Below are 26,424 nucleotides of genomic sequence, written 5' to 3' on the forward strand. Positions count from 1 at the left end.
AATCAAAATTTGTCTAGCACTCAAACAGTGGGAATTTTTTAACGGTTTAAATTCTAATTTTCTTCACGTCTCCGCTTCCTAAGTCAGAAAATAGGATCTTAAAACAAAGAAAGCTGAATCGCTTTTGGATGAGAAGGTTTCTGGGCATCTCCGAAAACAGTTTTCCCACCGAATCGCCAGGAATTTTGCCGTTCTTCTTCAATAACCTCCTGAATATCAAAACTTGGAATAAAATCTTTTTCGGTAGCTTCAACAATTTGATGAAGCTTATTTAACGTTTTTAATTTATCTGAATTGCCCAGCTTAGATTTTTCAATTCCTGATTTAAGAATCTGGATGCTTTCATCATAAACATTAGTCGGAACAGGAAACGGGTGCCCGTCTTTTCCGCCATGAGCAAAGGAAAATCTTGCCGGATCTTTGAATCTTGAAGGCGCACCGTGAATCACCTCGCTCACCAAAGCCAAAGACTGCATGGTTCGAGGGCCGACACCTTCTAACAATAATAAATCTTCGAAATTCTGCGGTTGCTGTTCGCGGGTTACATATAAAAGCGCTCCGAGACGTTTTAAATCTACATCAGAAGCCTGAACATCATGATGATTAGGAAGAATTAATCGTGAAAAATCGCTCATAATTTCTGCAGAATCTGTGTGAGAAATATCTAAAATTCCTTTTCGGTTTTCTGATGCTTCTGAGTCCGTTAAGTTTAAAATTGTTCCTCTCGAAATTCCATTGATTCCCGTATGAGGCTCTTCAATAAAGGATTTTATGTTTTCTGAATGCCAATGGTAGCGTCTTGCAGTTCCGTCAGATTCGTGCATTCCTTGTTGAACGACGCTCCAATTTCCGTTGTCTGATACAATAAAGTTGTGTAAATATAATTGATAACCATCCTGAATTGCCGTATTATCGACTTTTGCGGAAAGTTTGCTGGCTCTTACCAGTTCAGTTCCATTTAGTCCCGTTTTATCAGCAATTTGAAGTAATTCTGATGGAGTTTCTCTGGAAAACTTACCCTTTCCTCCGCAAATATACAATCCAAGCGATTGTGAATTGGGATTGATTGAACGTTTCAAAGCTCCCATTACAGAAGTCGTTATTCCCGAAGAATGCCAATCCATACCCATTACAGCTCCAAAACTCTGAAACCAGAATGGATCAGAAAGCCGACGAAGGACTTCATCTTTTCCGTAATCTGCCAAGATAACTTCAATAATTGAAAGTCCGAGAATAGACATACGCTCGTACAGCCATGGAGGTACTTTGCCATAGTGAAGAGGTAGATCTGCGGTTCCGGAACGTTTCATTTATTGTGTAAAGTTAGTTTTAATATAATGATATTTTGATGAGCTGAATCATTAATTTAAACACAAATTTGTGTTGATTTTTTTATCCCGCAGATTTCACAGATCTGCAAAGATGTTTGTCGTTATTTGTGGAAATACTAGTGTTTAAAAGATCAATCATTCGAATAAAATTTCAAATCTTTATGTTTTTCTTCATCAAACTTTTCATTAAAAATTATTTTATTTCCAATAATAAGAAAAAGCACCCTTTTCAGGATGCTTTTCTATGATTAATTTTTAATTATTTTCTTTGTTATGCCTTTATCCTTATTTTTAATTTTCAGCATATATACTCCTTTAGGAAGATCATGAAAGGTGATACTGCTTTCATTCTTACCTGATCTCACCAAGTCTCCGCCTGCAGAATACAGCTCAAAATTTTCCAGTTTCTGATCAGAATATAATACATCTTTTACTGGGTTTGGATATACAGAAAGCTCTTTTTTATCTGCTGCCAAATCGTTAGTTCCCAAAGACAAAGGTGTTGACCCATTGAATCTTGCCAGAAAAATATTAGTTGTTCCTGCAGATCCGCAAACCATTATTTTTCCATCACTCATAACATCCATATCCTGAATAACGGATAAATTACCATATCCCTGTTGAGTTTTCCCGTTGGTTCCGAAAGTTGTATCTAAATAACCGCTGCTTGTAACTCTTATTAAACCTATATCATTATAAGATCCTGAAGCAATAGTTCCTGCCAATAAAATTTTACCGTCTGAAAGCAATTTCATAGCATAAGCTGTATCATCAGATGATCCTAAGGTGGTTGTAAAAATACCCGCTGTATTAAAAGAAGTATCTAATGTACCGTTAGCATTCAATCTTACTACCGCAAAATCGTCTCTGCTGCTAGTGGAAAGAAATGCAGATCCACCCATTAAGATTTTTCCATTGCTTTGAAATGCTATTGCAACAGGTTTATCATTAAATGATGAAGCAATCACCACAACATGCTTTCCATCTGAACTGAATGATGTATCTAAAGAACCATTTGTATTGTATTTCGCAATACCAAAATCAGCAAAAATACTTGATGATCCCGCTCCGTAAGTATAGCTGCCTACGGCAAATTTACCGTCGCTATTTATAGCAATACAAGTCGCTGCATCATGATTTCCTGCAATATCTGTTGTAATCTTCCCGTTGGTGCCAAATGTGTTATCCAATGTTCCGTTTACGTTTATTCTTGCAATGGCAACATCTCTGTAAGATCCCGTGAAAGAATGTCCTGCTACCAGAATTTTACCATCATTCTGTATTGCGACTGCATTTGCCACATCTTCATTTGAACCAAACGCAATGGTAAGTTTTCCTGTTGTATTGAAAGTAGTATCCAATGTTCCGTCTGCATTTAATCTGATAACAATAAAATCTTTCCTGTTAGCGCTTCCTGCATCTTCCCAATATCCTACTGCTACAATTTTTCCATCAGACTGTATTTTCATATCATTTAGTACAGCATTTTCTCCGCCTAAACTTATTGACGTTGAACCTCCTGTTCCAAAAGTAGTGTCTAATTGATTTGATGAACTAAATCTAAAGAATTTAAAAGTAAGATCCGTACCATAGGTTCCAATCACCATTTTTTGATTGGCATCAATTTCAATAGATTTTCCGTAAGCTCCGCTATTATGGACGTAAAATCCTGAATTCCCATAAGTTGTGTCTAAAAAGCCGTCCTGTGAGAACCCTAATGCAAAGGTTAGGGTTGATAAAAATGTGAAAATTTGTTTCATTGATTATTTAGTTTTTTGCAAAACTATCTTTTTTACAAATAAAATGCAACAATCGTAATGAAACAATTTAAAATATTAATTAGCAAATAATTAATGTCGAATTATTTTCATAAAAAAGCCCTGTAAAATATTTCACAAGGCTTTTTCATAGAAAAGTTTTTTATTCCTAAATTATTTTAAAGCTGAAAGCGCCGCGTCATAATTTGGCTCATCAGCGATTTCCGAAACCTGTTCTGTGTAAACTACTTTATTATCAGCATCAGTTACAATTACTGCGCGACTTAAAAGTCCTTTCAATGGAGAATCTGCAATTGTAAGCTCATTATCATCACCGAAACTACTTCTGAAATCTGAAAGCGTTTCTACATTATTCAGTCCTTCTGCAGCACAAAATCTTCCTAATGCAAACGGTAAATCTTTAGAAACATTGATTACAACTGTATTTTCTAAGCTTGAAGCTTCTTCGTTGAATTTTCTTGCAGAAGATGCGCAAGTAGGCGTATCGATGCTTGGGAAAATATTGAACACTTTTTTCTTTCCTTCAAAACTCTCTAGTGTTTTTACGTTTAAACCTGAATCTACCAAAGCAAAATCTCTGATGGTAGTTCCCACTGACGGTAAAGTTCCTATTGTGTTTACTGCGTTTCCTTTTAAGGTAATATTTGACATAATTTATTTTTTAAGGTTTTTCAAATTTAATGAAAATGAAAACTTTTTTCATCAAACAAAGGTTAAATTAATCTTAAAGTGAAAAATCTCATTTAGGATTAATCTAAAAATTTAATTTTTAACTAAATTTGTGGAACTAAAAAATCAAATAATAAATAACAGTATAATGTCAGACAAATCAAAAATCTATTACACATTAACGGATGAGGCTCCAATGTTGGCAACACACTCGTTTTTACCGATTGTAAAAGCATTTACAAAATCAGCGAATATTGAAATTGCAGTTCCGGATATTTCTTTGGCAGGAAGAATTTTAGCAAACTTCCCTGAATTTTTGAAAGATGATCAGAAAATTGACGATGCATTGGCTCAATTAGGTCAATTGGCTACTCAACCTGATGCAAACATTATCAAATTACCCAATATTTCAGCTTCAGCACCTCAACTAGATGCGGCTATCGCTGAATTACAGTCTAAAGGTTTCGCAATTCCAAATTATCCTGCAGAGCCTAAAAATGACGAAGAAAAAGCAATCAAAGCTAAATATGCTAAAGTGTTAGGAAGCGCTGTAAACCCTGTGTTAAGAGAAGGAAACTCTGACAGACGTGCTCCAAAAGCTGTTAAAAACTACGCAAAAGCAAACCCTCACAGAATGGGAGATTGGGCTTCCGACAGCAAAACTGACGTTGCTCATATGGACAGCGGGGATTTCTACGGAACAGAAACTTCTATCACTCTTGAGAATGCAACAAAATATAAAATCGTTTTCAAAGGAAATGATGGTGCAGAAACTTTATTAAAAGATTTCGCAGGTCTTCAGGCTGGAGAAGTAATTGATTCTTCTGTAATGAACTTAAACGCTTTAAGAGTTTTCGTTCAACAAGCTATTGAAGAAGCTAAAAACAAAAACGTACTTCTTTCTGCTCACTTAAAGGCTACGATGATGAAGATCTCTGATCCAATTATTTTCGGGGCTATCGTAGAAACTTTCTTTAAAGATGTTTTTGCTAAATATGCTGAAACGTTCAAGTCTTTAGATGTTAATCCAAACAACGGTCTTGCTGACCTTTTCGATAAAATCAAAGGAAATGCTCAGGAAACTGACATTAAAGCTGATATTGAAGCTGCTTTGGCAAACGGACCAAGAGTGGCAATGGTAAATTCTGACAAAGGAATTACTAATTTCCACGTTCCTTCCGATATCATTGTTGATGCATCTATGGCTGCTTTGGTAAGAGGTGGCGGTAAAATGTGGAACAAAGAAGGAAAAGAAGAAGATACAGTTTGTATCATTCCGGATCGTTCTTACGCAGGTTTCTATCAGTCTGTAATTGATGATATGAAAGCGTACGGAAAATTAGATCCTACAACAATGGGATCAGTTCCTAACGTTGGTTTAATGGCTCAAAAAGCTGAAGAATACGGTTCTCATGACAAAACTTTCCAGGCAACTGCAGACGGTACAATTGAAGTTCAGGACGAAAATGGAAACGTTCTTCTTTCTCAAAAAGTAGAAAAAAGTGATATTTTCAGAATGTGTCAGACTAAAGATGCTCCAATCCAGGACTGGGTAAAATTAGCCGTAAACAGAGCGAGACTTTCTGAAACTCCAGCTATTTTCTGGTTAGATAAAGGAAGAGCTCATGACAGAGAAATGATCAAAAAAGTTGAAAAATATTTGGCTGATCACGATACTACCGGACTTGACATTAAGATTCTTGATGTTAAAGACGCAATGACTGAAACATTGAAAAGAGCAAGAGAAGGAAAAGATACAATTTCTGTTTCAGGAAACGTATTGAGAGATTATTTAACGGATCTTTTCCCAATCCTTGAACTTGGAACTTCTGCAAAAATGCTTTCTATCGTTCCATTAATGAACGGTGGCGGTCTGTTCGAAACAGGTGCCGGAGGTTCTGCTCCAAAACACGTTGAACAATTCTTGGAAGAAGGATATTTAAGATGGGATTCTCTAGGTGAATTCTTGGCTTTACAGGCTTCTTTAGAACATTTAGCACAAACTCAGGGAAATACAAAATCTCAGGTTTTAGCTGATGCATTAGACGAGGCAAATGCTAAATTCTTAGCAACAGACAAATCTCCTGCTAGAAAAGTTGGCCAGATTGATAACAGAGGTTCTCACTTCTATTTAGCAATGTATTGGGCTGAAGCTTTAGGAAACCAAACTGTTGATGCTGAATTAGCTGCACAATTTGCTCCGGTTGCAGAAGCAATGCAGGAAAACGAAGAAGTAATTAATGCTGAATTAATTGGTGCTCAAGGTAAACCACAAAACATTGATGGTTACTACAAAACTGATACATACAAAACGTATGAAGCAATGAGACCAAGCACCGTTTTAAATGAAATTATTGACGGAATCTAAAAAAAAAAATAAACTGTAATTCCCCCTTTTAAAAAGGGGGAATTATTATAAAAATCTTCAGCAAAGAATGGAAATCAGACATTTAAAACTCATAAAAGCTATTGTTGAGGAAGGCGGCATCACAAAAGCCATCAATAAGTTACACCTGACACAGTCTGCATTAAGTCATCAATTAAAAGAGGCCGAACAGAAATTAGGTACTGATATTTTTATCAGAAGTAATAAAAAGCTTATTTTAACAGAAGCAGGAGAAAAGCTGTATAAAACAGCAAATGAGATTCTTGATAAACTTTACAATACTCAGAATGAAATCAATAGTCTGATTCATGGAGATACAGGCACTATAAATCTTTGTAGTGAATGTTTTTCCGGGTACCATTGGCTGGCTCCAGTATTAAAAAAGTTTAATAATTCTTATCCTAAAGTAGATCTGAATATAGCAATACATGCGGCAAACAATGCCTTAGAAAGTCTTTTGGACCATACTCTGGATATTGCCCTTACAAGTGACCTTATAGAAAATAAAAACTTAGAATATATAGAACTCTTTGAGAACGAAACTGTTTTACTTGTTTCTGAAAACCATCATTTAGCATCAAAAGAATATGTTTTACCAGAGGATTTCCAAGATGAAAATCTGATCGTTCATTCTTTACCATTAGAAAAGGTAACAGTTTATAATTTATTTTTAAAACCACAAAATATAGTTCCAAAAAAAATAATGCCAATCCCTCTTACAGAAGCATCTTTATCTATGGTGAAAGCTGAAATGGGAATAATGACAATGCCAAAATGGTCTGCAGAACAGCACTTATTGGCAAATCCAACCTTAAAAGCAATTAAAATTGGAGAAAATGGATTAAAAAGAATTCAATATATTTCAATTTTGAAAGACACAAAAAATCCCGATTATTTCAATAAATTTATTGAATATTTAAAACTGGAACTTTGCGACTTAGTAGATTAAAATATACTGAATTCCTTAGATAGCAGATTATACTGCTGAGCCTTCTCTATAGAAAAGTTTAGAAACAATACTCCAGTTTCCGTCTACTTTTACGATATTCAGATAATCTACCATAATATTATCGAATAACTGTAAGCGCACTTTCGCAAAAGCCATTTCATCAGATAAAATATCTAAAAAAACAATCTCGTCTCTACGGCCTGAACCTAGTTCAACAGGTGATTTTCTGTTTTTCACCATTTCTCTGTATTCCTGAAAAGGTCTTACTACAAAATTATTGTCCTGCGCAGAGTACAACACACTGTTTGCATTAAATACTTTGTCAAATTCATTAAGATCCTGAGTTTGCAATACGTCGAAATATCTTTCTAGCATCGCTCTGATTTCTTGTTCAATCATTTTGATTTATTTTTATTGACAAAGGTATATATTAAATATATTCAATAAAAATGAAAAGAATTCATGATAGTATTACTTTTTTTCATCATTATTAATATATGGATCATTAAAAATCCTATCCTCCACAATCACTCTTCTATGCTCCCTGCCCCAGTTAATCATTGATGCAACTATTTTCCCGAAAAGTTCTGCAATATTCTGTTGGAACATCAGGGTACGCATTTCATTTTACATAACGTCCATATACTTTACAAACATCTGTAAGAAAAAAGATCAGCATTATTGAAAATGAGTTTCGAGCAGTGAAAATAGCTTACGCATTATTTAGGGAAATTTAAAGTAATAATAAACTTCTTCCGTCATTAATACTGCACAACGATACATAACAGTATCAACTTTTCTTATGTTAAAATAAATCCTCCCAGAAATGAGAGGATTTATTGTTTAATTATGTCGTAGAAAATTTTAATTTTAAATGAAACTTAATTCATAAATGCCTCAGGAATCCATTCAAATGCATTACCCCATTTTTTGGTAAAACCTAATCCAGGCCAAGGCAAATGATAGGCAAAAGCTCTCGTTTTGGTTTCGGCCAATTGCTGAAGCAGTTTTTTACGTGATGCGATTGCAATATCAAGATCCGTATCTCCAAAATATCCCCAATCCGGATGCGGAAAAAGGATGATATCAGAATGAATCAGGTCTGCAATATAAATTAGTTTTTCATTGCCCGAAGAAATCGTGATGGCTGTTAAGCCTGGAGTATGTCCGGGCGCCAATTGAAAGTTAAAATTATCATATAAAGAGCTATTTAAATCGTAAAATTTTAACTTTGGCTGAATGATTTTCAATACCTTCTGAATGCCCGGAATAATTTGATTAAGAACATCTGGTACCGTTTTTAATATACTGTTGCTGAAATCTTTAATCGTTGCTTGCATCCAAAAATCATGTTCAACTTTTGAAATGAAAATATTGGCGTTCGGAAATACCAGTTTATTTTGCTTATCCACTACTCCGCCAATATGATCCGGATGAGCGTGAGAAAGGAAAATATCTGTAATATCTTTGGGTGAAAATCCTGCTTTTTGAAGACTTTTAACTAAAAATCCTGTTCTTTCATCAGAGAAAATTCCCATTCCGGCATCCAGCAAAATCAGTTTATTTTTTGCTTTTACCAGCAATACATTCATCGCCATATCTACGTATTCATCGGATCTGAAGTTGTCTTTAAGAATGGTTTTCAGTTCTGAAATATTTCCTCTCGGAGCAAAAGATTCCAGATTTTTCTCATGAATAAACCCATCCGTTAAAATGAATAGATCAAGCTCGCCTAATTTTATCTTTTTAAAGCCTGAAAGATCATCCTCCAGATTCAATGCTGTCTCTTTTGCGGTCGCCAAAGTTTCAGAAAAAGGAATAATACTCAATGTTCCCGCCAATATTCCGGTTTTTAAAAGTTCTCTCCTATTCATGGTTTAAATGGTGTTTTTTTAATTATTGAATTAAAATTTTCATTTAATTATTCACCAATTTCATAGAACCTTCGCTGTATCTTTCTCCAATATTTGGATATTTTTTCAGAATAGAATCAATGGTTTCAAGTTCAGATTGAGAAAGCTCAATATTCGTTGCGGCAATATTTTCTTCTAAATATTTGATACGTTTTGTTCCTGGAATCGGAATAATGTCTTCCCCTTGATTCAGAACCCAAGCTAAGGCTAATTGAGTTCCTTTTATTCCTTTAGATTCTGCTAAATCATTGAATTCTTTGGCTAAATTTTTATTATTTTCCAAACTTTCATTGTGATAGCGCGGAAGAGACTTTCTGAAATCATCATCGCCGAAATTCTGAGCTTCATTAATATTAGCAAAAAAACCTCTTGCCAAAGGCGAATAAGGTACCAGAGTAATTCCAAGCTCTCTGATAGTGGCTAGAATTTCTTTCTCCACATCTCTTGTAAGTATAGAATATTCTGACTGTAAAGCCGTAATAGGATGAATTTTATTAGCTTTTCTGATGGATTCCGGAGAAGCTTCCGATAAACCAAGATATTTTACTTTACCCGCTTTTACAAGATCAGCCATCGCTCCGACCGTTTCTTCAACAGGAATATTTGGGTCAACTCTGTGAGCATAGTAAAGATCTATTTCATCAATCTTTAATCTTTGAAGACTCAAATCAACAGCCTTTTTGATCCATTCCGGAGAACCATCAAAATAAGTTCCGGGAGCACCGCTGTGGCTTGCTTTTCCATCTTTAAACCTGAATCCGAATTTTGTAGCTATAAAAATCTTATCACGATTCGGAACCAATACTTTTGAGATCAGTTTTTCATTTTCACCGTTGGCGTACATATCCGCAGTATCCCAAAAATTCACTCCAAGATCCAGCGCTTTATGTAAAGTACTGATACTTTCCTGCTCGTCTGCAGGGCCATACGCAAAGCTCATTCCCATACATCCTAAACCAATAGCAGATAACTGCTCTCCTGTGTTTCCTAATTTTCTGAATTTCATAATTGATTGTGATTTTAAATTATAAGAACAAAATTAGAACAAGAACTTTTAATATTTCATATAGAATTCAAACTAAGAATTATAAAAATCAAACAAGAGAATTTCTAAGGGCATTTGGAGTAAGCCCGGTCTGCTTTTTAAAATAATTGGTAAAATAAGCAGGTTCTTCAAATCCCAATCCATACGCGATCTCAGAGATATTCCAATCTGTGTGCTGTAATAATGCATTGGCTTCCTGAATGATCCTTGAAGTGATCTGCTGACTTGTCGTTTTACCCGTAATTTCTTTTACAGAACGATTCAGTGAATTCACATGAACAGAAAGACTTTCTGCGTAATCGGTTGGAGTTTTCAATTTGAGATAAGCCTCCGGACTGTCAATTGGAAACTGTCTTTCAAGCAATTCCATAAATAATGAAGCTACTCTCTGAGAAGCATTTTGATAATGTTCAAAATTTTCGGCTGGATTCATTTTCATGGTTTCGTGCACCAGGAGATGGAGATAGGCGCGAAGCATATCGTATTTATGAATATAATCAGACTGAATTTCGATCATCATTTTTTGGAAAATCTCAGAAACTGACTTCTTTTGTTCATCATCAACAAAGAAAATCGGTGTTCCTCCAATTTTAAAAAGCTGAGAATCCTGCAGGTTTCCCAAACGGTTTCCATTTTGCAAAAACTGATCTGAGAAAAGGCAAAACCAACCCGTTTGATCCTCATCATCAGCCTCCCAAGAGTAAGGAACCACTGGATTTGAAAACAATAATGCGGGTCTGTCAACATGGATCCACTTATCAGCATAATGAAGTTTTCCTTTTCCGATGATTAATGAAATTTTATAATAATCTCTCCTACTGTAAGGCGTTATCAAAGAACAATCGTCACGGCTAAAGACATTAAAATGCCCAATTCCCGGGGTTGTAGTACCTTTGAAAGTGATATTATTTACATTACGCTCGTAAAATTCGCTTATTGTTTCCGGTGTTTCCATTATTCAAAGTTATAAAATTCAAACAAGATATAATTACAATTAATTCTATAAAATTGAATATCCATTTTAATAATACCATTTTTTTAACGCAAAGCCCGTAAAGTTTTTTTTATAAATGATTCCGTTGATTTTAAGTTCGCAAAGACGTTCTACCTGGCAGAACTCCAAAAGATTTTTCGATTATCTCTAATTACGATTAATATCAAAAAAAATGACCGATCTTTCGACCAGTCAAGTTAAAAAATTGAATATATATAGTTGATAATAGGTTAATGTTTGTGACCTCTTCCGTTATCTTGTTTATAATTTTTGGATTTTTTGGTCATGTGTTTATATCTTTTGTCATTGTTTTTATTTCGATTATAAACTGCTGTAGGGTTTTGGCCTTTGTAATATTTAGCTTTGAATTTCTGATATTTTTCTCTACCTAAAATTCTTTCTATTTCATAATATCTGTCTTCTCTCCATCTGTCCGGGTTGTTTACATAAACTCTGTTCCAAGAATTGTAATCGTGATATCTGTCGTTGAGTGAATTTAATTCGTTTGTCTGTGTTTTTGACAATAATAGATCCGCAGCCACGGTCTGCCAATTTATATCGGTTACACTTCTTCTATAATCGTTGTAGTATTCTGACTGTGCATAACTGAGACTAAATGTCCCAACAAAAAACGCTGCTAATAATATCTTTTTCATTTCGTTTTAAATTTTACTATAATAGTATTCTCAATTAAAATGCCAAATCAATACAATATCTTCCCAATCTTTGTTAAACATTTCACAAATAGCTGGATAGGTTTTAGTATTTGGTGTTTTGGTGTTTAGTGTTTAGTGTTTAGTGTTTAGTGTTTGGTGTTTAGTGTTTAGTGTTTGGAGAATTACTTTAATTTAGATACTAATCACTAATGAATCTTAAGAAATTGCATGAATGTTTGTGTTTTTTGTGTCTAAATTTCATTTTAAATTTGTAATTTTAAAGAAAAGAAGGTTGAAATAATCTTCTAATTTAATATTCATTCAACCCAAATCTTAATTATTATGGAAAATATAAAATTCGAAATATCTCCATATCAAGATGAATTGCAGATATTAATTGACGAAAAAAAGGCAGGATATATGTCCATAAAAATTGATGGCAGGCTTCTCATTGTTTACTATACCAAACTTAATGAAGAGCATGAAGGTCATGGATTTGCCAAGTTGCTTCTGGATGAATTGGTACGCTACGCCGAAGAAAAGGATCTACTCGTAGACCCTGAATGTGATTTTGTAAGACAGCAGTTTGAAAATCACCCCGCCAGATATAAAGATATTTGGCACGCCTAAATTAATCTTCCCACCAAACCTTAAATTGATTGTCGGTTTTATTTAAATCAACAGTTTCACCAATTATTGGCGTAAGAATATGTAGATTTTTGTCTTTTCCGAGGCTTGTAATTTTTTGTAAAGGCTCATTCCAGGCGTGAAGTGCCAACGCAAATTTTGAAGAGTGAACCGGAATTACATTTTTAGCTTTTAGGTCTAAACATGCCTGAACTACATCTTCTGGCAACCCGTGAATATATTTCCAAGCTTCGTTGTATTGACCGTTTTCGATGATAATGTAATCAAATGGGCCATACTTTTCACCAATCATTTTAAAATGTGTGTCATAACCGCTGTCGCCACCTAAAAATATTTTTTTGGTTGGAGTTTCCAATACATAAGAAGTCCAAAGTGTTCCGTTGCGTTTCACATTTCTGCCTGAGAAGTGTCTTGCAGGCGTAAAAGTTATTTTAAGATCGCTTTTCAAATCAAACGAAGCTCCCCATTCATCTTCAATGACCTGGTTTTCTTTATAACCCCATCTTTCAAGATGTGCGCCGACTCCCAGCGGCAAAATCACCTTTCCCACTCTATCTTTTATAGATTTTACCGTCGGATAATCCAGATGATCAAAATGGTCATGCGTAATCACCAAATAATCAATATCCGGTATATCTTCAGGTTTAAAAATATCTGATCCCGCAAAAGCTTTATTGAAAAACTTGAATGGCGAACCATATGTACTGAGAACAGGATCTATCAAAAAAGAAACGCCATCTGTCTGAATATAATACGATGAATGCCCCAACCAAATGTAAACATCTTCGTTTTTTGGAATACTTTTAAGGTCTGTATGAAAGGATGGAACAGGCTTTAACGGCTTCAATAAAGGGTGTTTTTTAGCAAAAAAGAAATCGTATAACACAGTCGTCATTCCATATCCTTCTGCGATGGAGGGGGTATAACTAAGATTCTGAAACTGCTTGTTCTTATATAGTTCAGATTGTTTCACACGTTCTAATCTCTTACCTTTAGGCGCTTCACCAAAAACTTCCTGACCGGTTACTATGAAATATGCCGCTACTAATAAAACGACAACTGCGATAATTATATAGATCATTTCCTTGAAAAAAATAGGGTTCAAATGTATAACTTTAATATTACATGACGATCCGGAAACGAGAATCCTTTATTTTTAACTAAAATTATAATCTGTTTTGAATAATTTATTACTCATTTATTGAATGGTAATTTTAAACCTTTTAATTTAGCCGATTGAAAAAACTCAAACACATTGAAAAACTATTCGGTAATACTAATTATCATCATTCTGGCTTCCTGCTCTTCCATAAGAAAGCAGCGTAATCAGCAGGATAATTATATTCCGTCCGAAAAACTTAAACAAGATGTAGATTTTGCTTATTATAAGCTCAAGCAGATGCATCCTCAACTTTATCAATATATTTCACAAAAAGATCTGGATCATAAAATCGACAGTTTAAAACAAACTCTTGATAAACCTCTTACGCCAACGCAGTTTTACTTCAGACTACAGCCTATTATTACGAGTATCAGGCAGGGACATCTTTCTCTGCAGTCTCCCAATGAACTTTCTAAGGAGGATCTTTTAAAGATCAAAAAGCGTTTGTTTATGCGCTTCAGATACAGAATTCAGGATAATCATCTATATATTGTTGAAAATAAAGATTCTTTACAAAACATCAAACCCGGAACAGAACTCATCAGCATTAATGATATTCCTGTTTCTCTTTATATTGAAAAATATAAAAAATTAATAAGCAGTGACGGCTTCAACACCACTTTTCAGCCTTATTATCTGAAAGATATGTTCTTCCATTTCTATACTTTGGAAAATGGAATTCTGGACAGTGCCAAAATTGAAACCTTATATAACGGTCAAAAACAGACCTTCATTCTCCATCGAGAAGAAGAGCCCATTTTGTGTGGTAAAAAGAAAGAAATCACCCCACCGGCAGGCAACAGTTCGTACAACAGGAGTTTCAGGTTTTTAGGTGAAGATAATTCTACAGCGTATTTAAAAATCAAAAAATTCTCTCATTCAGCTTCTGATAAGTTTTATAAAAATACGTTCGCTGAAATAAAAGATGCTAAAACATCGTACCTCATCATCGATATCCGTAATAATTACGGAGGCTCTCTTGAAGAAATCAATGAACTGTATTCTTATCTTGCCACTAAGCCTTTTGTACTGATAAAGCCTTCACAGCTTAATTCAAGTCTTACCCCGTTACAAACCAATTACTTTAAGAAAAGTTCAGCTTTAGAATATGCCGTAAAAGGGGTAACCTACCCAACCTATGTTTTTCTTAAAGCCCTCAATACTTACAAAGGAAAAGACGGAAAATCTTACTATAAAATAAAAGCCGACCATGTAACCCAACCCAATAAAGATGCTTTTCAGGGAAAGGTTTTCGTTTTGGTGAATGGCGGAAGCTTTTCTTCATCTTCCATTTTCAGTTCTAAATTAAAATACGACAGACGTGCCACTTTGGTGGGAGAAGAAACCGGAGGGGCAAATGATGGAAGCGTTGCCGGATTTTACTCTTATCAGGTACTTCCCAATTCAAGGCTCACACTGCCGATAGGTCTGCTTCTTGTCAATCCTAATATTATACTTTCTAATTCTCAAAAAGGAGTTATTCCAAATGTTGTCATTCCACAGACTCTGCACGATATTATTGAGAAAAAAGATCCACAGCTGGATTGGGTAAAACAGGAAATTGAAAAGGAAAAAGGGAATGTAAAGTAAATAATTTAAAAGGTTTCGGCGGGCTTTCAGCCCGCCGAAACTCTATTTATTGCTTCAATTCTTTCAAAAGATTCTCAATTTTGGCAATATGCTTACCGTAAAAATATTTGAACCACCAGTTTCCTACGAGGTATAATAAAAATAGTCCAACTGAAACAGATCCGATCAGCGTCGTCGCAATCTGCATATCCGATAATGGGTGTGGATGAGGAATACATTCTATCACGATAATCAATTCACACACCAAAAACGGCACAAAACTCAGGTAAAATGAAACATAATACTGTTTATTTAAATTTAACTGATGGAGAAGATCCTGCAAAGAATCATAGGTTTTCAACATTGGACTTCCCATTTCCTTATATAACCTGAAAAATTTACTAAAGAAAAAGAACGTCACCAAAGCCATTGAAACCAATAAAATAGTGAGGTAAAATTTAAATTTAAACGGAGCTTCAGGAACAGGAATCCAAACAACCATAAATCCGAAGATAAATATTCCGATGGTTGATAAAAATTCCATCCTCATGTTTTTGCGCATTTTTTCTAGCGGAAGGTTGATCTTATTCTTCTGTTCAATGCTTATTTCAGGGGTTTCTTCAAAAGAATCGTCTTCATTCCAGGTATTTTTTAGTTCATCTATATTCATGATAATTGATTTAAAATTTTGATTAATTTGTTACGAAATAAGAGTTGTGAGATGTAAGCGCTACTCTCATAACTTTGCTATTTTGAGTTTAAAATATCTTTCAGCTTATTTTTGGCGCGATTCATTTTCACCCTTACATTTACCTCAGAAATCCCCATCTGATCGGCGATTTCCTTTCCGGAAAAATCTTCCAGGTAATAGAAAATAAAAGCTTTATCGATGGGATTTAACTGATTGATTGCTTTATACATTTCAGCCAGCTTTTCTTCCTTAGCATGATCATATTCATCCTGAATGATTTTATAATTGGAAAAATCTTCATTAGCGATAAAACTTCTCTTTTTTTCTGATTTTAAGAAAACAATTGCGGTGTTAAGGGCAATTCTGTACAGCCAGGTTGAAAACTCACTTTCGCCTCTGAAGTTTGAATAAGCTTTCCAGACCTGATAGGTAATCTCCTGAAAAAGATCGTCGCGATCGTCTTTTTCGTCCATGTACATTTTAGAAATCTTGAAAATGATTCCTTTATGTTTTTCAATTTTATCTAAAAATTCCTGTTCTAATGAGGTCATGGCTTTTTACTCTATAGAGTTAGTTCAGTTTTAAAAATAATGTTACAGTTTTTTTGAAAAATAATAAAAAAAGCCCGACAGAAAGCATTCTATCGAACTTTTATTTATCACCACAAAAGATTTATCTCTTTTATGAAATAAGAATTTTTAATTTAAAAAATATAATCTGTACTTAAAAAATTAGAATCATGTTCTCTCACAATCGTATTCAGTAATTTTTTATTGGATTCCGTTATTTTTGCAGCTACCAAAGATCGGATGGAAAACGAACGAAGCGCATCAAAAACCGAAAGCGTACCTTCTGCACTGTCTTTTCTTCCTGTAAACGGAAAAACATCGGGGCCTCGTTGAGCCTGACAGTTGATATTGACACGGCTTACCAAATTCACAAAAGGATCAATTAATTTTGAAACTTCCAACGGATCTTCACTGAAAATACTCACCTGCATTCCGTGATCGGCATTTACCTGATAATCGATCGGCTCATCAATATCTTCAAAAGGAACAACCGGAATTACGGGACCAAATTGTTCTTCATGATACAGTTTCATATCACTGTTTACAGGATAAACAACCGCCGGAAATACAAATGAAGCTTCATTGTAACCTCCGTTTTCATTTAAAACTTTTGCTCCTTTCGCCAAAGCATCATCGATACATTCTTTTAAATAAGGTGGTTTATTTACTTCCGGAAGCGGTGTAATTTTCACATCTTTTCCCCAAGGAAGTCCGGCTTTTAAAGCTGAAACTGCAGCAGTTAATTTTTGCGTAAATTCTTCTGCAACATCTTTTTGTACAAATATCAATTTAAGCGCCGTACAACGTTGTCCATTGAATGAAAGTGCCCCTAAAATACATTCGCTCACCGCAACATCAAGGTTGGCGTTTTTAGTAACGATCGCTGCGTTTTTTGCATCTAAACTTAAAATTGCCCTTAAACGATTCACCTTTGGATGCAGTTTTTTCAATCCGTTGGCGACTTTACTCGAACCAATGAAAGCTAAAACATTAATTTTTCCGCTCTCCATGATCGGTGTTATGATCTCGGAACCTTTTCCGTACAACGTATTTACGGTTCCTTTCGGGAAAGCTTCTTTGAAAGCATTTAACAAAGGATAATGCGCCAACACGCCATGTTTAGGAAGCTTAAACAAGATTGTATTTCCCATAATCAAAGCAGGAATCAATGTTGTAAAAATTTCGTTTAAAGGATAATTAAACGGCCCCATGCTCAACACAACTCCAAGTGGAGCGCGACGAATTTGGGCAATCGTTCCTTCCGCCTGCTGGAAACGTGAAGATTCTCTATCTAAATCTTTTAAAGCATCGATGGTTTGATTGATATAATCTACCGTTCTGTCGAATTCTTTGGTAGAATCCGGCAGCGTTTTTCCGATTTCCCACATTAATAGTTTAATGATCAGATCTCGCTGTTCGATCATTAAATACACAAACTTCTGCATACATTTAATACGACCTTCAACCGACATTGTCGGCCATTCACCAAGACCGTTGTCATAGGCTTTTACAGAAGCTTCCAGAACTTCCATTGCTTCTTCTGGACCGATATTCGGAATACTTCCTAATAATTTTCTTTCCAGACCGTTTTCGGTCGGAATACAGATGGGTGAATAGATATTAGTGACTTCTCCGTTCCACTCTACCAGTTCGCCATTGAGAAGATAGGTTCGTTGGTGAATTTCGGGAACTTTATATTCTTCGGGAATTTCGTTTTCGCTTTTAAAAATTTCGTGAAATGATGCGTTATGTACTGAATCCATAAATATTTTTATTTGTTTAATAATTTGAGTGTAAAAATTTGAATAGAATAAAGGTAGACGTAAAAATTGATTTTAAAAAGAGGAGATTAATAGATTCGCTCTATTTAATGGGTGTTTGAATTAAAATTAATGTTTAACGTTTTAAAAAAGAATAAATTTGCTTATAACTTGTCAGAATTATTTTTAACCACAAAAGATACAAAAGTTCATTTAAGCTAATTTAAGTACGGATAGAAGAGCACATAAGTTTTGAAAATCTAAGATTTTCATTTTGTAAACTTTTATTTTCAATGTGTTTAACTTTAAAATATTCAACTTATCTAAATGTTCAAGGGCTTTTGCGCCTTTTGTGGTTAAAAAATTAAACATCTAAAAAAATAAAATTTATGTTTTCAAAATTAATTTTCAGTACAGCAATATTTTTCTCCACATTGAGTTTCGCTCAAAATGCTAAAACGGCCAACACCGTTCTAATGGGAGGAAAGCCTGTACACACGTATGCCAAATTACCGTCAGTAAATAAACCAGCTCCAAAGTTTACCCTTACCGATGTTACGATGAAAGACCAAACCCTTGATTCTTACAAAGGAAAATACATGATCTTAAATATTTTCCCGAGTGTAGATACGGGAGTTTGTTCAGCTTCTGTGCGTCATTTTAATGAAGATGCAGCGAATCTTCCGAACACGGTTGTTCTTTGTATTTCTAAAGATCTGCCATTCGCTCAAAAGAGATTTTGTGGTGCAGAAGGAATCAAAAATGTGGTGATGCTTTCGGATTTCCGTTCGGATTTCGGGAAAACGTACGGTGTTGAGCTTACAGACTCTGTAATGAAAGGTCTTTTAAGCAGAGCTGTTGTGGTTATCGATCCTTCAGGGAAGATTGTTTATGAAGAGCAGGTAGATGATATTTCGCATGAACCGAATTATGAAGCGGCGATTAAGGCGGTGAAGCATTAAAATTTTCTTAAAAATTAAAAATATAATTCTTCATATAGGGAATATTGTTATATTTGGAATTCAAACAAATTAAATAATTACTATGAAAAATTTGAAAAAAATTTCAAGAGAGCAATTAAAACAAGTAAAAGGTGGAGGTGTTCCTAACTGCCCAATCGGTTATATCTACATGTGCACTGCAGTTGGTGTATGTGACGATAACACTGGTCAGGAGGATTGTCTATGTGGATGCAGACCACGAGTAAAGCCTTAATATAATTTAAACCCTCTTTTTAGAGGGTTTTTTATTACAATCAAACTCAGCATTACGCTGAGCCTAATCATTTACATTTTTTTATCTGATGAATTTTCCTCTTTAGTTTTAGCTATAGAAGAATTTTTTGCAGCCTTCACAAGCTCGTTGGTGTCGGCATAGAAAAGCTTCCAATCCGGAACATCTTTCATCACGGTCACGAGATTGATATAAGATTTTAGTATTTTTTCGAGATCCTTGCGGACAGCTGAAGCACTTTTCATCTGGCGGAGTTCACCATTGGCTTCTGCCTGTTCTGCAAAAAGAATTTCAAAAGCTTCATGCTTAGACTTCATATCGTTATATGCCTTATTAAGGGAAAGATTGGCTATTTTCTCCATATTTTCAGAACGTTCTAAGGTTTCAATCAGCTTTTTCATTTGAGCCGTTTGGGAGGAATAACTTAAACGGTCAAGATCCAACCCAAAAGTTTTGAATACTCCATATAGATCTTCCGCCAGCTGATAATTAGCCATTGAAGAAAGTTTTCGGTAACCGTTCAAGAATGCCTTCATATTGCTGTAAGCGACATCTCTTTCATGATCCAGTGTAGCGACATCTTTTCCTTTTCCGCTGTAGATCTGTTTGGCATAGACACTGTCATACTCGGTGTATGAGTTCTGTAAAACCGAAAGTAAAGGATGATTGGTGATCACAGGATATTTTCCCGATTGAGAATTTGAAATAATTCTTTGAGCTAAAGTCGCAAGATCTTTAGTACTTAGTCTCGATAATGTAATTTTCATACGTATATTGTATTTTTATTATTAATTATTTAACAATTCACATATTTCAAATATAAAAATTTTGTATTTAATGACAAACAATATTGTTGGAAACAAAAACAATTTGTATTTAGTCGCAAACACCATTGTTTTTCCTAAATGTAATTTGTATTTGATTACAAACACTATTGTTTGGCTCTAATGTAATTTGTATTTGGTTACGAATACTATTATTTGTCTCCAATGTAATTTGTGACTGATTACGAATAAGGGTGTTTTAAAGCTTTATGAAAAGTTTTATTTTTATTATTTAAAGTTATATAATTAAATTTTTATTAACTAACAACAGATAGACATAATAAAATCAAAACAATTCTCTTAATCCCTGAAAACATAAGTAATAGCAGGGCTTACCATGAAAAAATAATTCTCACATTATATGATATATTGTTTATTTTTGAAAGAGATTTTTAAACTATTAACTAACTGATTAAAAAATATAACAATGAAAAAAATGATCTTATTGGCAGCATTTGTTGGTGCAGGTTTAGTAAATGCTAAAAGCACAGTTGTTAAAAATTCTGATTCTAAAGAAACTAAAGAAGTCAAAGAAAACAGTACAGCATTTGGTTGTATTCAAATTTTTATTCAAACATCTTGCGGGCTTAATTCAAACACTACATGGTGCTCCGAATGGGGAATAGACTGTTTAATGAGTGACGCAGAAGCTGTTGAACAAATTAACTGTCATCAGTAATATCTAAATAACCCAGGCAGTATTAATTTACTATCTGAGTTTTATAATCTTTATACCAAAATGAAAAAAGTATTATTATTTTTTATTATATATATAACTAATTGCGTTCAGGCACAGGAAGTAAAGTCTAACACTGTATTTTATTATAAATACACATTCATGCGTGATTCATTAGACAAAGATCGAAAGTTTGACGAAACAATGGTGTTACTCTCAAATGGTAAAGAATCTATCTATAAAAGCTATTCAAAAATGCGTAGAGATTCAATCGTACAAAGCAATTTTGAGAAAGGAAATTACTCCATAAACTTTGCTAATATGCCTCAAGCAAGGGTAAATCATGAAGTATATTATGATGAAGGCAAAAATATCAAATTACTTGATAAAATTGTAAATAAACTCTACGGCTATCCTGTTGAAAAAATAAACTGGAAAATAGAAAGTGAAAAAAAGAAGATAGGAGAATTTAACTGTCAGAAAGCAACTTGTTTACTTAATAATAGAAAATTTATTGCTTGGTTTACAAGTGATGTTCCTATTAATGACGGCCCATTCCGTTTTAAGGGGCTTCCTGGTTTAATTGTTGAAGTATACGACCTAAACCACTACTTCACCTTTAACTTAATTGGTGTTAAGAAACAAAGCCTTCCTATAACACTTCCAAAAAATTTTATTGAAACTACATTCACAAATTTTACTAAAGAAAGAAAAGATTTTTATGCTGATCCCGCCGGAAAAGCCAAAATATACATGGGGAGTAATGTCCAATTAGCAGATCCTAAAGTAATCAATGAAAAATTTAAACGGGATAATCTATTCCTTGATTAACTAACAAAACCTGCCACACTAGCAGGTTTTATTATTTACAAATGAAAATACCTCGGATCCGGATATTCAAATTCAAAATCCAACTCTGCAATTAATTTTGAAGGCGATATCGTTCTGCCTTTTGTAGTACGTTCCCCCGAATACGGCAGACCTTTCTGAGCGTTGATAATTTCTTCTTTATTAGGATGAACAGGCGCCACCACATTATACACTTTGGATTGAGATTGTCTGTACAGCATTTTTTCAACAACCGAACAAATATCAGCGTAATGAATATGGTTGACCAACATATCCAAATTGGAAATATTATAATTCTTCAACAATCGCTGATCTCCCATTAATCCCGCCAATCTCAAAATATTGACCTGAGGAAATTTTTCTTTTAAAAAGCCCTCACTCGGAACCTCATCCGCAGATCGGTCGTTTTCTGTAAATTCTTTTTCAGTCTGAGGGTAAACTCCGGTAGAACTCATCAAATAGAGCTGACCTTTGTAATCTCCAAGAAAGGTCAACAAATTATCCTGTCTCTCTTTCATTGAAATCTGCGCCCCTCTCACCCCGGAAAACGGAACCGTAATAATCACAGCATCCAACTGTGGCGCAACTTCCCATTCTGTCATTGTTTCAGATATATGATCGGGAAAGTCGACCAGTGTCGTGTGATATCCTTTGGAAGTAAGATCTTGTATTTTAGATTCGGATGTCGTGGTTGCGAAAATTTCATACTGTCCGGATAATCTCTCTGCAATATGACCGCCAAGCCAGCCACAACCTATAATTCCTATTTTTTTCATTGTTTAATTTTATTTATTTAAACAGACTTTTATCCTATTTTTCTTACCGCAAAGTTTCGTAAAGTTTTTTGACTACTAACTGTTTTTACGTTCGCAAGGGCGTATCACTCAGCAAAGTTTTTCGTCAATAACAATTGACAAATCTTCATTTTTATTTTTTTATCTTCTGATATTCGTGATTTGAAACCATCACAGAATCATTAAGTGTCTTCAAGAAAGATAATAACTCTTCCTTTTCATTTGCGGTAAAAACAATCGGATTTTGAAGTTCTTTAGCTAATGTCGGACTTTTTTCTATGCCTTTTTCATAATGTTCCAGCACTTCATTCAGCGTTTGAAATCTGCCGTCATGCATATAAGGATAGGTGTAAGAAAGATTTCTGAGACTTGGAATTTTGAACATCAATTTATCTTCCGGCTCCATTGTTTTATTCCATTTTCCGTAGTCTTTGAGTTCTGGATTGATGGGCAGTCCGTTATTTGCAAACTCGTAACTGGAAAACAACGGTTCGGTATGACATGAGCTGCAATTGTTTTTGAATAATTGATATCCGTTCGCCTCCGCTTCGGTGAATTTTGCTTTGCCCTGTTTTACTTTATCATATTTAGAATTAGCGGAAACAATCGTCAGCTGAAACTGCGAAAGTGCTTTCATAACCCGTTCCGTAGTTGCTAAACTGTCACCAAAACTTCTGTAAAAAAGGGTTTTATATTCTTTTGATTTATTAAGTTTTCGAACCACAGCATTAATATCCTCCCCCATTTCTTTGGGATGATTGATCGGCGCCAAAGCCTGAACATCAATATTCACAACCGAACCATCCCACATGAATTTTTTCTGCCATGCAAGATTGAATATCGCGGGTGAATTTCGGTCTCCTATTCCACCTTCAATTCCTTTGCTTAAACTATTTCCGGCATGGGAAAAGGCTTGGTTTGAGTTATGACAGGAAGAACATGAAATGCTATTATTCCTCGATAAAATTGGATCATAAAACAGTTTTCTGCCCAATTCTACTTTAGCCCGTTTCAAAGGATTTGTCTTAAAATCATACACCGGCTTCGGAAAATAGGTTGGATACACCAACGGAATTTCCTGAAGGCTGTAAAATGCCATCAATAGTAATAATGAAAGAATGCCGAAAGGTTTTAGTTTTGAATACATTATATCTTTTATTTCTATTTTGGAAATTTTGGCATTTCAAATTATGCACTTGATAATTCACTTATATAGAAATTTAATAAACTTAGAATGACTATATAATTAGTAAAACCTTTTCCAACTTCTATTATATACTGATTCTTAAAAATTTTTTGTTTATAACCTATCATCAAAACTGGCTGATCACCATTGTTATATAAATACAACTTTTTATTAAACCACCCTTTGAATTTATATGTAAAAAATTCAGTGTCCTGATCATAATAAAATATCCGGTTTTTTGCATAATCATTTTTTAAAACCAATATTCCATTTTTATCGAAAACATCATTATCATACCACAAAAAACCGGTATTTTTTATTTTAAAAATTTCATTGTCTATTTTTATTCTTCGATTAATACCTGTGACAAATTCATACAAAACCTCTCCAACAAGTTGATTTTCTTCATTAAGCAATTTCAAAGAGCCTCTACTTTCTTTTATTGTATAAATCTTCATAACTGATAAATGAAAAACTACAATAAGTTCTCATCCACAAAATTCGGCAACGTCACTTTCAAATTCGGTTCCATTTCCATCGCTCTTTTAATGGCGAAAACAGCACCTTCATTTCTTGCCCAGCTTCTTCTTGAAATTCCGTTGTTAACGTCCCAGAAAAGCATTGATTTTAATCGTCTGTCGGCATCATCACTTCCGTCCAACAACATTCCGAAACCGCCGTTGATCACTTCTCCCCAGCCAACTCCGCCTCCATTGTGAATGGAAACCCAGGTTGCCCCACGGAAACTGTCACCAATCACATTTTGGATCGCCATATCTGCCGTAAATCTTGAACCGTCATAAATATTAGAAGTCTCTCTGTAAGGCGAATCTGTCCCCGAAACATCGTGATGGTCTCTTCCTAAAACTACCGCTTCAATCTCACCATTTTTAATGGCTTTGTTGAAGGCTTCTGCAATTTTCATTCTTCCTTCCGAATCGGCATATAAAATTCTCGCTTGTGAGCCAACTACCAATTTATTTTCCTGCGCACCTTTGATCCACTGAATATTATCCTTCATCTGCTGTTGAATTTCTTCAGGAGATGTTTTAATCATTTCTTCTAAAACCTGACAAGCAATTTCATCCGTTTTCTGCAAATCTTCCGGTTTTCCGCTTGAGCAAACCCAACGGAACGGTCCAAAACCGTAATCGAAACACATCGGTCCCATAATGTCCTGAACATAGCTTGGATATTTAAACTCCTTTCCAATCGTCGGATTGTCTGACATTACATCTGCTCCCGCTCTTGAAGCTTCCAATAAAAAAGCATTTCCGTAATCGAAGAAATAGGTTCCTCTTTCTGTATGTTTATTGATTGCTGCAGCGTGTCTCCTTAAGGTTTCCTGAACTTTTTCTTTGAATAATTCAGGATCTTCGGCCATCATTTTGTTTGATTCTTCAAAGCTTTGTCCCGCAGGATAATAACCTCCCGCCCAAGGATTGTGAAGTGAAGTCTGGTCTGAACCAATATCAATTCTTAAATTTTCCTGATCAAATTTCTCCCAAACCTCAACAATATTTCCAAGGTAAGCCAGAGAAACAGTTTCCTTGTTTTCCTGAGCTTTTTTAACTCTCTCTACTAATTCATCCAGATTTTCATGAATTTCATTCACCCATTTCTGTTCATGACGGATTCTTGTGATCTTTGAATTTACCTCAGCACAAACGGTAACGCAGCCTGCAATATTTCCTGCTTTTGGCTGAGCTCCACTCATCCCACCTAAACCTGAGGTAACGAAAAGTCCGCCTTTTGGTTCTTTATTGATTTTTCTGAAAGCATTTAACACCGTAATCGTCGTTCCGTGAACAATCCCTTGCGGACCAATGTACATGTAACTTCCGGCCGTCATTTGTCCGTACTGAGAAACACCCAGCGCATTGAATTTCTCCCAATCATCCGGCTTAGAATAGTTTGGAATCATCATTCCGTTGGTCACAACCACTCTCGGTGCATCTTTATGCGAAGGAAATAATCCCATCGGATGCCCTGAATACATCGTTAACGTCTGTTCGTCCGTCATTTCCGACAAATATTTCATTGTCAAAAGATATTGTGCCCAATTGGAGAACACGGCACCATTTCCACCGTAAGTAATTAATTCGTGAGGATGTTGAGCCACCGCATAATCCAGATTATTCTGAATCATCAACATGATTGATTTCGCCTGCTCAGATTTTCCGGGATATTCTGAAATTGGTCTTGCCTTCATTTCATAATCCGGACGGAAACGATACATGTAAATTCTACCGTATTTTTCCAGTTCTTCTTTAAATTCAGGCAGTAATTCTGCATGAAACTGAGGTTCGAAATAACGCAAAGCATTTTTTAAGGCTAGTTTTTTCTCTTCTTCCCCTAAAATTTCTTTACGCTTCGGCGCATGGTTTATATTGGTTTCGTATGGTTTTGGTTGAGGTAATTGATTAGGAATCCCCTGCTGTATTTGTTCTTGGAAAGTCATATTGTTATATAAAGTTCTGAGTTTAGTTTGAAAGTCTTAAAGATATTCAAATTAGAAAATACAATGCAACTAAACGGTAAAAATTCCGAATCGCGAAAACTAAAAGAAAAAAGTTTAAAAAAATTAGCGGATAATAGACAACCAGACTATCGCTTTCCCACTTGTCAATTATTACTTTATAGGTCTTGCCTTTAATATGAATTTTAACATTTTTGTTCGGGACAAGTTTCTCCAGAATATTGATCGGGACAGCCGTTTGTGGTGAAGCTGAGTGCTTAATT

The 26,424-nt window shown here is 34.8% G+C and carries 26 protein-coding genes; 8 read left to right on the top strand and 18 right to left on the bottom strand.

Annotated elements, in window-relative coordinates:
• Window positions 1-98: 98 nt before the first annotated feature.
• The 3 genes from BT156_RS13770 to tpx (BT156_RS13780) form a co-directional block, all read right to left on the bottom strand.
• Window positions 99-1,310: a DUF763 domain-containing protein gene (locus BT156_RS13770; protein WP_072410843.1), complete on the bottom strand. Its 1,212-nt coding sequence runs from the start codon at window positions 1,308-1,310 to the stop codon at window positions 99-101.
• 269 nt (window positions 1,311-1,579) lie between these two features.
• The gene (locus tag BT156_RS13775; RefSeq protein WP_072410845.1) at window positions 1,580-3,091 is read right to left on the bottom strand and encodes a T9SS type A sorting domain-containing protein; all 1,512 of its coding nucleotides are present in this window, start codon (window positions 3,089-3,091) and stop codon (window positions 1,580-1,582) included.
• A 171-nt stretch (window positions 3,092-3,262) separates the two neighbouring features.
• On the bottom strand, window positions 3,263-3,760 hold the full coding sequence (gene tpx, locus BT156_RS13780; RefSeq protein WP_072410848.1) for a thiol peroxidase: 498 nt from the start codon (window positions 3,758-3,760) through the stop codon (window positions 3,263-3,265).
• Between the two features lie 166 nt (window positions 3,761-3,926).
• Here tpx (BT156_RS13780) and BT156_RS13785 point away from each other — a divergent pair, with 166 nt between their 5' ends.
• Entirely contained in the window at window positions 3,927-6,146 is a 2,220-nt protein-coding gene (locus BT156_RS13785) for an NADP-dependent isocitrate dehydrogenase (RefSeq protein WP_072410850.1), read from the top strand.
• A 67-nt stretch (window positions 6,147-6,213) separates the two neighbouring features.
• Entirely contained in the window at window positions 6,214-7,113 is a 900-nt protein-coding gene (locus BT156_RS13790) for a LysR family transcriptional regulator (RefSeq protein ID WP_072410852.1), read from the top strand.
• Window positions 7,114-7,140: 27 nt separating this feature from the next.
• On the opposite strand, the gene BT156_RS13795 is transcribed toward BT156_RS13790, so the two are convergent.
• The 6 genes from BT156_RS13795 to BT156_RS13815 form a co-directional block, all read right to left on the bottom strand.
• Window positions 7,141-7,512: a nuclear transport factor 2 family protein gene (locus BT156_RS13795; protein ID WP_072410854.1), complete on the bottom strand. Its 372-nt coding sequence runs from the start codon at window positions 7,510-7,512 to the stop codon at window positions 7,141-7,143.
• A gap of 72 nt (window positions 7,513-7,584) precedes the next feature.
• Entirely contained in the window at window positions 7,585-7,722 is a 138-nt protein-coding gene (locus BT156_RS22145; protein ID WP_170857319.1) for a hypothetical protein, read from the bottom strand.
• 272 nt (window positions 7,723-7,994) lie between these two features.
• The gene (locus BT156_RS13800; RefSeq protein ID WP_072410856.1) at window positions 7,995-8,987 is read right to left on the bottom strand and encodes an MBL fold metallo-hydrolase; all 993 of its coding nucleotides are present in this window, start codon (window positions 8,985-8,987) and stop codon (window positions 7,995-7,997) included.
• A 43-nt stretch (window positions 8,988-9,030) separates the two neighbouring features.
• Window positions 9,031-10,032, bottom strand: a complete 1,002-nt coding sequence (locus tag BT156_RS13805) for an aldo/keto reductase (protein WP_072410858.1) — start codon at window positions 10,030-10,032, stop codon at window positions 9,031-9,033.
• A gap of 88 nt (window positions 10,033-10,120) precedes the next feature.
• On the bottom strand, window positions 10,121-11,026 hold the full coding sequence (locus BT156_RS13810) for a helix-turn-helix domain-containing protein (RefSeq protein ID WP_072410860.1): 906 nt from the start codon (window positions 11,024-11,026) through the stop codon (window positions 10,121-10,123).
• 269 nt (window positions 11,027-11,295) lie between these two features.
• On the bottom strand, window positions 11,296-11,721 hold the full coding sequence (locus BT156_RS13815; protein WP_072410862.1) for a hypothetical protein: 426 nt from the start codon (window positions 11,719-11,721) through the stop codon (window positions 11,296-11,298).
• Window positions 11,722-12,105: 384 nt separating this feature from the next.
• Here BT156_RS13815 and BT156_RS13820 point away from each other — a divergent pair, with 384 nt between their 5' ends.
• A complete protein-coding gene (locus BT156_RS13820; RefSeq protein WP_228430136.1) occupies window positions 12,106-12,351 on the top strand; it encodes a GNAT family N-acetyltransferase in 246 nt (81 codons plus the stop codon).
• A gap of 1 nt (window position 12,352) precedes the next feature.
• On the opposite strand, the gene BT156_RS13825 is transcribed toward BT156_RS13820, so the two are convergent.
• Window positions 12,353-13,450 carry an MBL fold metallo-hydrolase gene (locus BT156_RS13825; protein WP_072410866.1) on the bottom strand — a complete coding sequence of 366 codons (1,098 nt, stop codon included), beginning with the start codon at window positions 13,448-13,450 and terminating at the stop codon, window positions 12,353-12,355.
• Between the two features lie 174 nt (window positions 13,451-13,624).
• On the opposite strand from BT156_RS13825, the gene BT156_RS13830 reads away from it, so the two are divergent.
• On the top strand, window positions 13,625-15,121 hold the full coding sequence (locus BT156_RS13830) for a S41 family peptidase (RefSeq protein ID WP_072410869.1): 1,497 nt from the start codon (window positions 13,625-13,627) through the stop codon (window positions 15,119-15,121).
• A gap of 46 nt (window positions 15,122-15,167) precedes the next feature.
• Here the strand turns inward: BT156_RS13830 and BT156_RS13835 are convergent, their stop codons facing one another.
• The 3 genes from BT156_RS13835 to BT156_RS13845 all read right to left on the bottom strand — a co-directional run bounded on the left by BT156_RS13835 (window position 15,168) and on the right by BT156_RS13845 (window position 18,123).
• Entirely contained in the window at window positions 15,168-15,770 is a 603-nt protein-coding gene (locus BT156_RS13835; RefSeq protein ID WP_072410871.1) for a hypothetical protein, read from the bottom strand.
• A gap of 77 nt (window positions 15,771-15,847) precedes the next feature.
• Window positions 15,848-16,342, bottom strand: coding sequence for an RNA polymerase sigma factor (locus BT156_RS13840; RefSeq protein WP_072410873.1), 495 nt, complete (start codon window positions 16,340-16,342; stop codon window positions 15,848-15,850).
• Between the two features lie 152 nt (window positions 16,343-16,494).
• Window positions 16,495-18,123, bottom strand: a complete 1,629-nt coding sequence (locus tag BT156_RS13845) for an NADP-dependent glyceraldehyde-3-phosphate dehydrogenase (protein WP_072410875.1) — start codon at window positions 18,121-18,123, stop codon at window positions 16,495-16,497.
• A gap of 386 nt (window positions 18,124-18,509) precedes the next feature.
• Here BT156_RS13845 and tpx (BT156_RS13850) point away from each other — a divergent pair, with 386 nt between their 5' ends.
• Both tpx (BT156_RS13850) and BT156_RS22640 read left to right on the top strand, forming a co-directional pair.
• Entirely contained in the window at window positions 18,510-19,082 is a 573-nt protein-coding gene (gene tpx, locus BT156_RS13850; protein ID WP_170857320.1) for a thiol peroxidase, read from the top strand.
• Between the two features lie 82 nt (window positions 19,083-19,164).
• Window positions 19,165-19,335 carry a bacteriocin-like protein gene (locus tag BT156_RS22640; RefSeq protein WP_435522178.1) on the top strand — a complete coding sequence of 57 codons (171 nt, stop codon included), beginning with the start codon at window positions 19,165-19,167 and terminating at the stop codon, window positions 19,333-19,335.
• Window positions 19,336-19,406: 71 nt separating this feature from the next.
• Here the strand turns inward: BT156_RS22640 and BT156_RS13855 are convergent, their stop codons facing one another.
• A complete protein-coding gene (locus tag BT156_RS13855) occupies window positions 19,407-20,120 on the bottom strand; it encodes a DUF6261 family protein (RefSeq protein ID WP_072410877.1) in 714 nt (237 codons plus the stop codon).
• Window positions 20,121-20,604: 484 nt separating this feature from the next.
• On the opposite strand from BT156_RS13855, the gene BT156_RS13860 reads away from it, so the two are divergent.
• Window positions 20,605-20,856 carry a hypothetical protein gene (locus BT156_RS13860; protein WP_072410879.1) on the top strand — a complete coding sequence of 84 codons (252 nt, stop codon included), beginning with the start codon at window positions 20,605-20,607 and terminating at the stop codon, window positions 20,854-20,856.
• Between the two features lie 60 nt (window positions 20,857-20,916).
• Window positions 20,917-21,684 carry a GLPGLI family protein gene (locus BT156_RS13865; protein ID WP_072410881.1) on the top strand — a complete coding sequence of 256 codons (768 nt, stop codon included), beginning with the start codon at window positions 20,917-20,919 and terminating at the stop codon, window positions 21,682-21,684.
• 35 nt (window positions 21,685-21,719) lie between these two features.
• Here BT156_RS13865 and BT156_RS13870 read toward each other — a convergent pair whose 3' ends face one another.
• From BT156_RS13870 to BT156_RS13885, 4 genes are all read right to left on the bottom strand, one after another.
• A complete protein-coding gene (locus BT156_RS13870) occupies window positions 21,720-22,478 on the bottom strand; it encodes a Rossmann-fold NAD(P)-binding domain-containing protein (protein ID WP_072410883.1) in 759 nt (252 codons plus the stop codon).
• A 151-nt stretch (window positions 22,479-22,629) separates the two neighbouring features.
• Window positions 22,630-23,643, bottom strand: coding sequence for a cytochrome-c peroxidase (locus BT156_RS13875; RefSeq protein WP_072410885.1), 1,014 nt, complete (start codon window positions 23,641-23,643; stop codon window positions 22,630-22,632).
• 41 nt (window positions 23,644-23,684) lie between these two features.
• A complete protein-coding gene (locus tag BT156_RS13880) occupies window positions 23,685-24,140 on the bottom strand; it encodes a hypothetical protein (protein ID WP_072410887.1) in 456 nt (151 codons plus the stop codon).
• Between the two features lie 17 nt (window positions 24,141-24,157).
• Entirely contained in the window at window positions 24,158-26,143 is a 1,986-nt protein-coding gene (locus BT156_RS13885) for a urocanate hydratase (protein WP_072410889.1), read from the bottom strand.
• Window positions 26,144-26,424 lie beyond the last annotated feature (281 nt).

The sequence above is a fragment of the Chryseobacterium limigenitum genome (assembly GCF_900114875.1).
Classification (GTDB): domain Bacteria; phylum Bacteroidota; class Bacteroidia; order Flavobacteriales; family Weeksellaceae; genus Chryseobacterium; species Chryseobacterium limigenitum.

Excerpts from the sequence above, each read along its gene's own strand:
- BT156_RS13770 (WP_072410843.1), bottom strand. The coding sequence starts at position 1,310 with ATGAAACGTTCCGGAACCGCAGATCTACCTCTTCACTATGGCAAAGTA.
- BT156_RS13775 (WP_072410845.1), bottom strand. The coding sequence starts at position 3,091 with ATGAAACAAATTTTCACATTTTTATCAACCCTAACCTTTGCATTAGGG.
- tpx (WP_072410848.1), bottom strand. The coding sequence starts at position 3,760 with ATGTCAAATATTACCTTAAAAGGAAACGCAGTAAACACAATAGGAACT.
- BT156_RS13785 (WP_072410850.1), top strand. The coding sequence starts at position 3,927 with ATGTCAGACAAATCAAAAATCTATTACACATTAACGGATGAGGCTCCA.
- BT156_RS13790 (WP_072410852.1), top strand. The coding sequence starts at position 6,214 with ATGGAAATCAGACATTTAAAACTCATAAAAGCTATTGTTGAGGAAGGC.
- BT156_RS13795 (WP_072410854.1), bottom strand. The coding sequence starts at position 7,512 with ATGATTGAACAAGAAATCAGAGCGATGCTAGAAAGATATTTCGACGTA.
- BT156_RS22145 (WP_170857319.1), bottom strand. The coding sequence starts at position 7,722 with ATGTTCCAACAGAATATTGCAGAACTTTTCGGGAAAATAGTTGCATCA.
- BT156_RS13800 (WP_072410856.1), bottom strand. The coding sequence starts at position 8,987 with ATGAATAGGAGAGAACTTTTAAAAACCGGAATATTGGCGGGAACATTG.
- BT156_RS13805 (WP_072410858.1), bottom strand. The coding sequence starts at position 10,032 with ATGAAATTCAGAAAATTAGGAAACACAGGAGAGCAGTTATCTGCTATT.
- BT156_RS13810 (WP_072410860.1), bottom strand. The coding sequence starts at position 11,026 with ATGGAAACACCGGAAACAATAAGCGAATTTTACGAGCGTAATGTAAAT.
- BT156_RS13815 (WP_072410862.1), bottom strand. The coding sequence starts at position 11,721 with ATGAAAAAGATATTATTAGCAGCGTTTTTTGTTGGGACATTTAGTCTC.
- BT156_RS13825 (WP_072410866.1), bottom strand. The coding sequence starts at position 13,450 with ATGATCTATATAATTATCGCAGTTGTCGTTTTATTAGTAGCGGCATAT.
- BT156_RS13835 (WP_072410871.1), bottom strand. The coding sequence starts at position 15,770 with ATGAATATAGATGAACTAAAAAATACCTGGAATGAAGACGATTCTTTT.
- BT156_RS13840 (WP_072410873.1), bottom strand. The coding sequence starts at position 16,342 with ATGACCTCATTAGAACAGGAATTTTTAGATAAAATTGAAAAACATAAA.
- BT156_RS13845 (WP_072410875.1), bottom strand. The coding sequence starts at position 18,123 with ATGGATTCAGTACATAACGCATCATTTCACGAAATTTTTAAAAGCGAA.
- tpx (WP_170857320.1), top strand. The coding sequence starts at position 18,510 with ATGTTTTCAAAATTAATTTTCAGTACAGCAATATTTTTCTCCACATTG.
- BT156_RS22640 (WP_435522178.1), top strand. The coding sequence starts at position 19,165 with ATGAAAAATTTGAAAAAAATTTCAAGAGAGCAATTAAAACAAGTAAAA.
- BT156_RS13855 (WP_072410877.1), bottom strand. The coding sequence starts at position 20,120 with ATGAAAATTACATTATCGAGACTAAGTACTAAAGATCTTGCGACTTTA.
- BT156_RS13860 (WP_072410879.1), top strand. The coding sequence starts at position 20,605 with ATGAAAAAAATGATCTTATTGGCAGCATTTGTTGGTGCAGGTTTAGTA.
- BT156_RS13865 (WP_072410881.1), top strand. The coding sequence starts at position 20,917 with ATGAAAAAAGTATTATTATTTTTTATTATATATATAACTAATTGCGTT.
- BT156_RS13870 (WP_072410883.1), bottom strand. The coding sequence starts at position 22,478 with ATGAAAAAAATAGGAATTATAGGTTGTGGCTGGCTTGGCGGTCATATT.
- BT156_RS13875 (WP_072410885.1), bottom strand. The coding sequence starts at position 23,643 with ATGTATTCAAAACTAAAACCTTTCGGCATTCTTTCATTATTACTATTG.
- BT156_RS13880 (WP_072410887.1), bottom strand. The coding sequence starts at position 24,140 with ATGAAGATTTATACAATAAAAGAAAGTAGAGGCTCTTTGAAATTGCTT.
- BT156_RS13885 (WP_072410889.1), bottom strand. The coding sequence starts at position 26,143 with ATGACTTTCCAAGAACAAATACAGCAGGGGATTCCTAATCAATTACCT.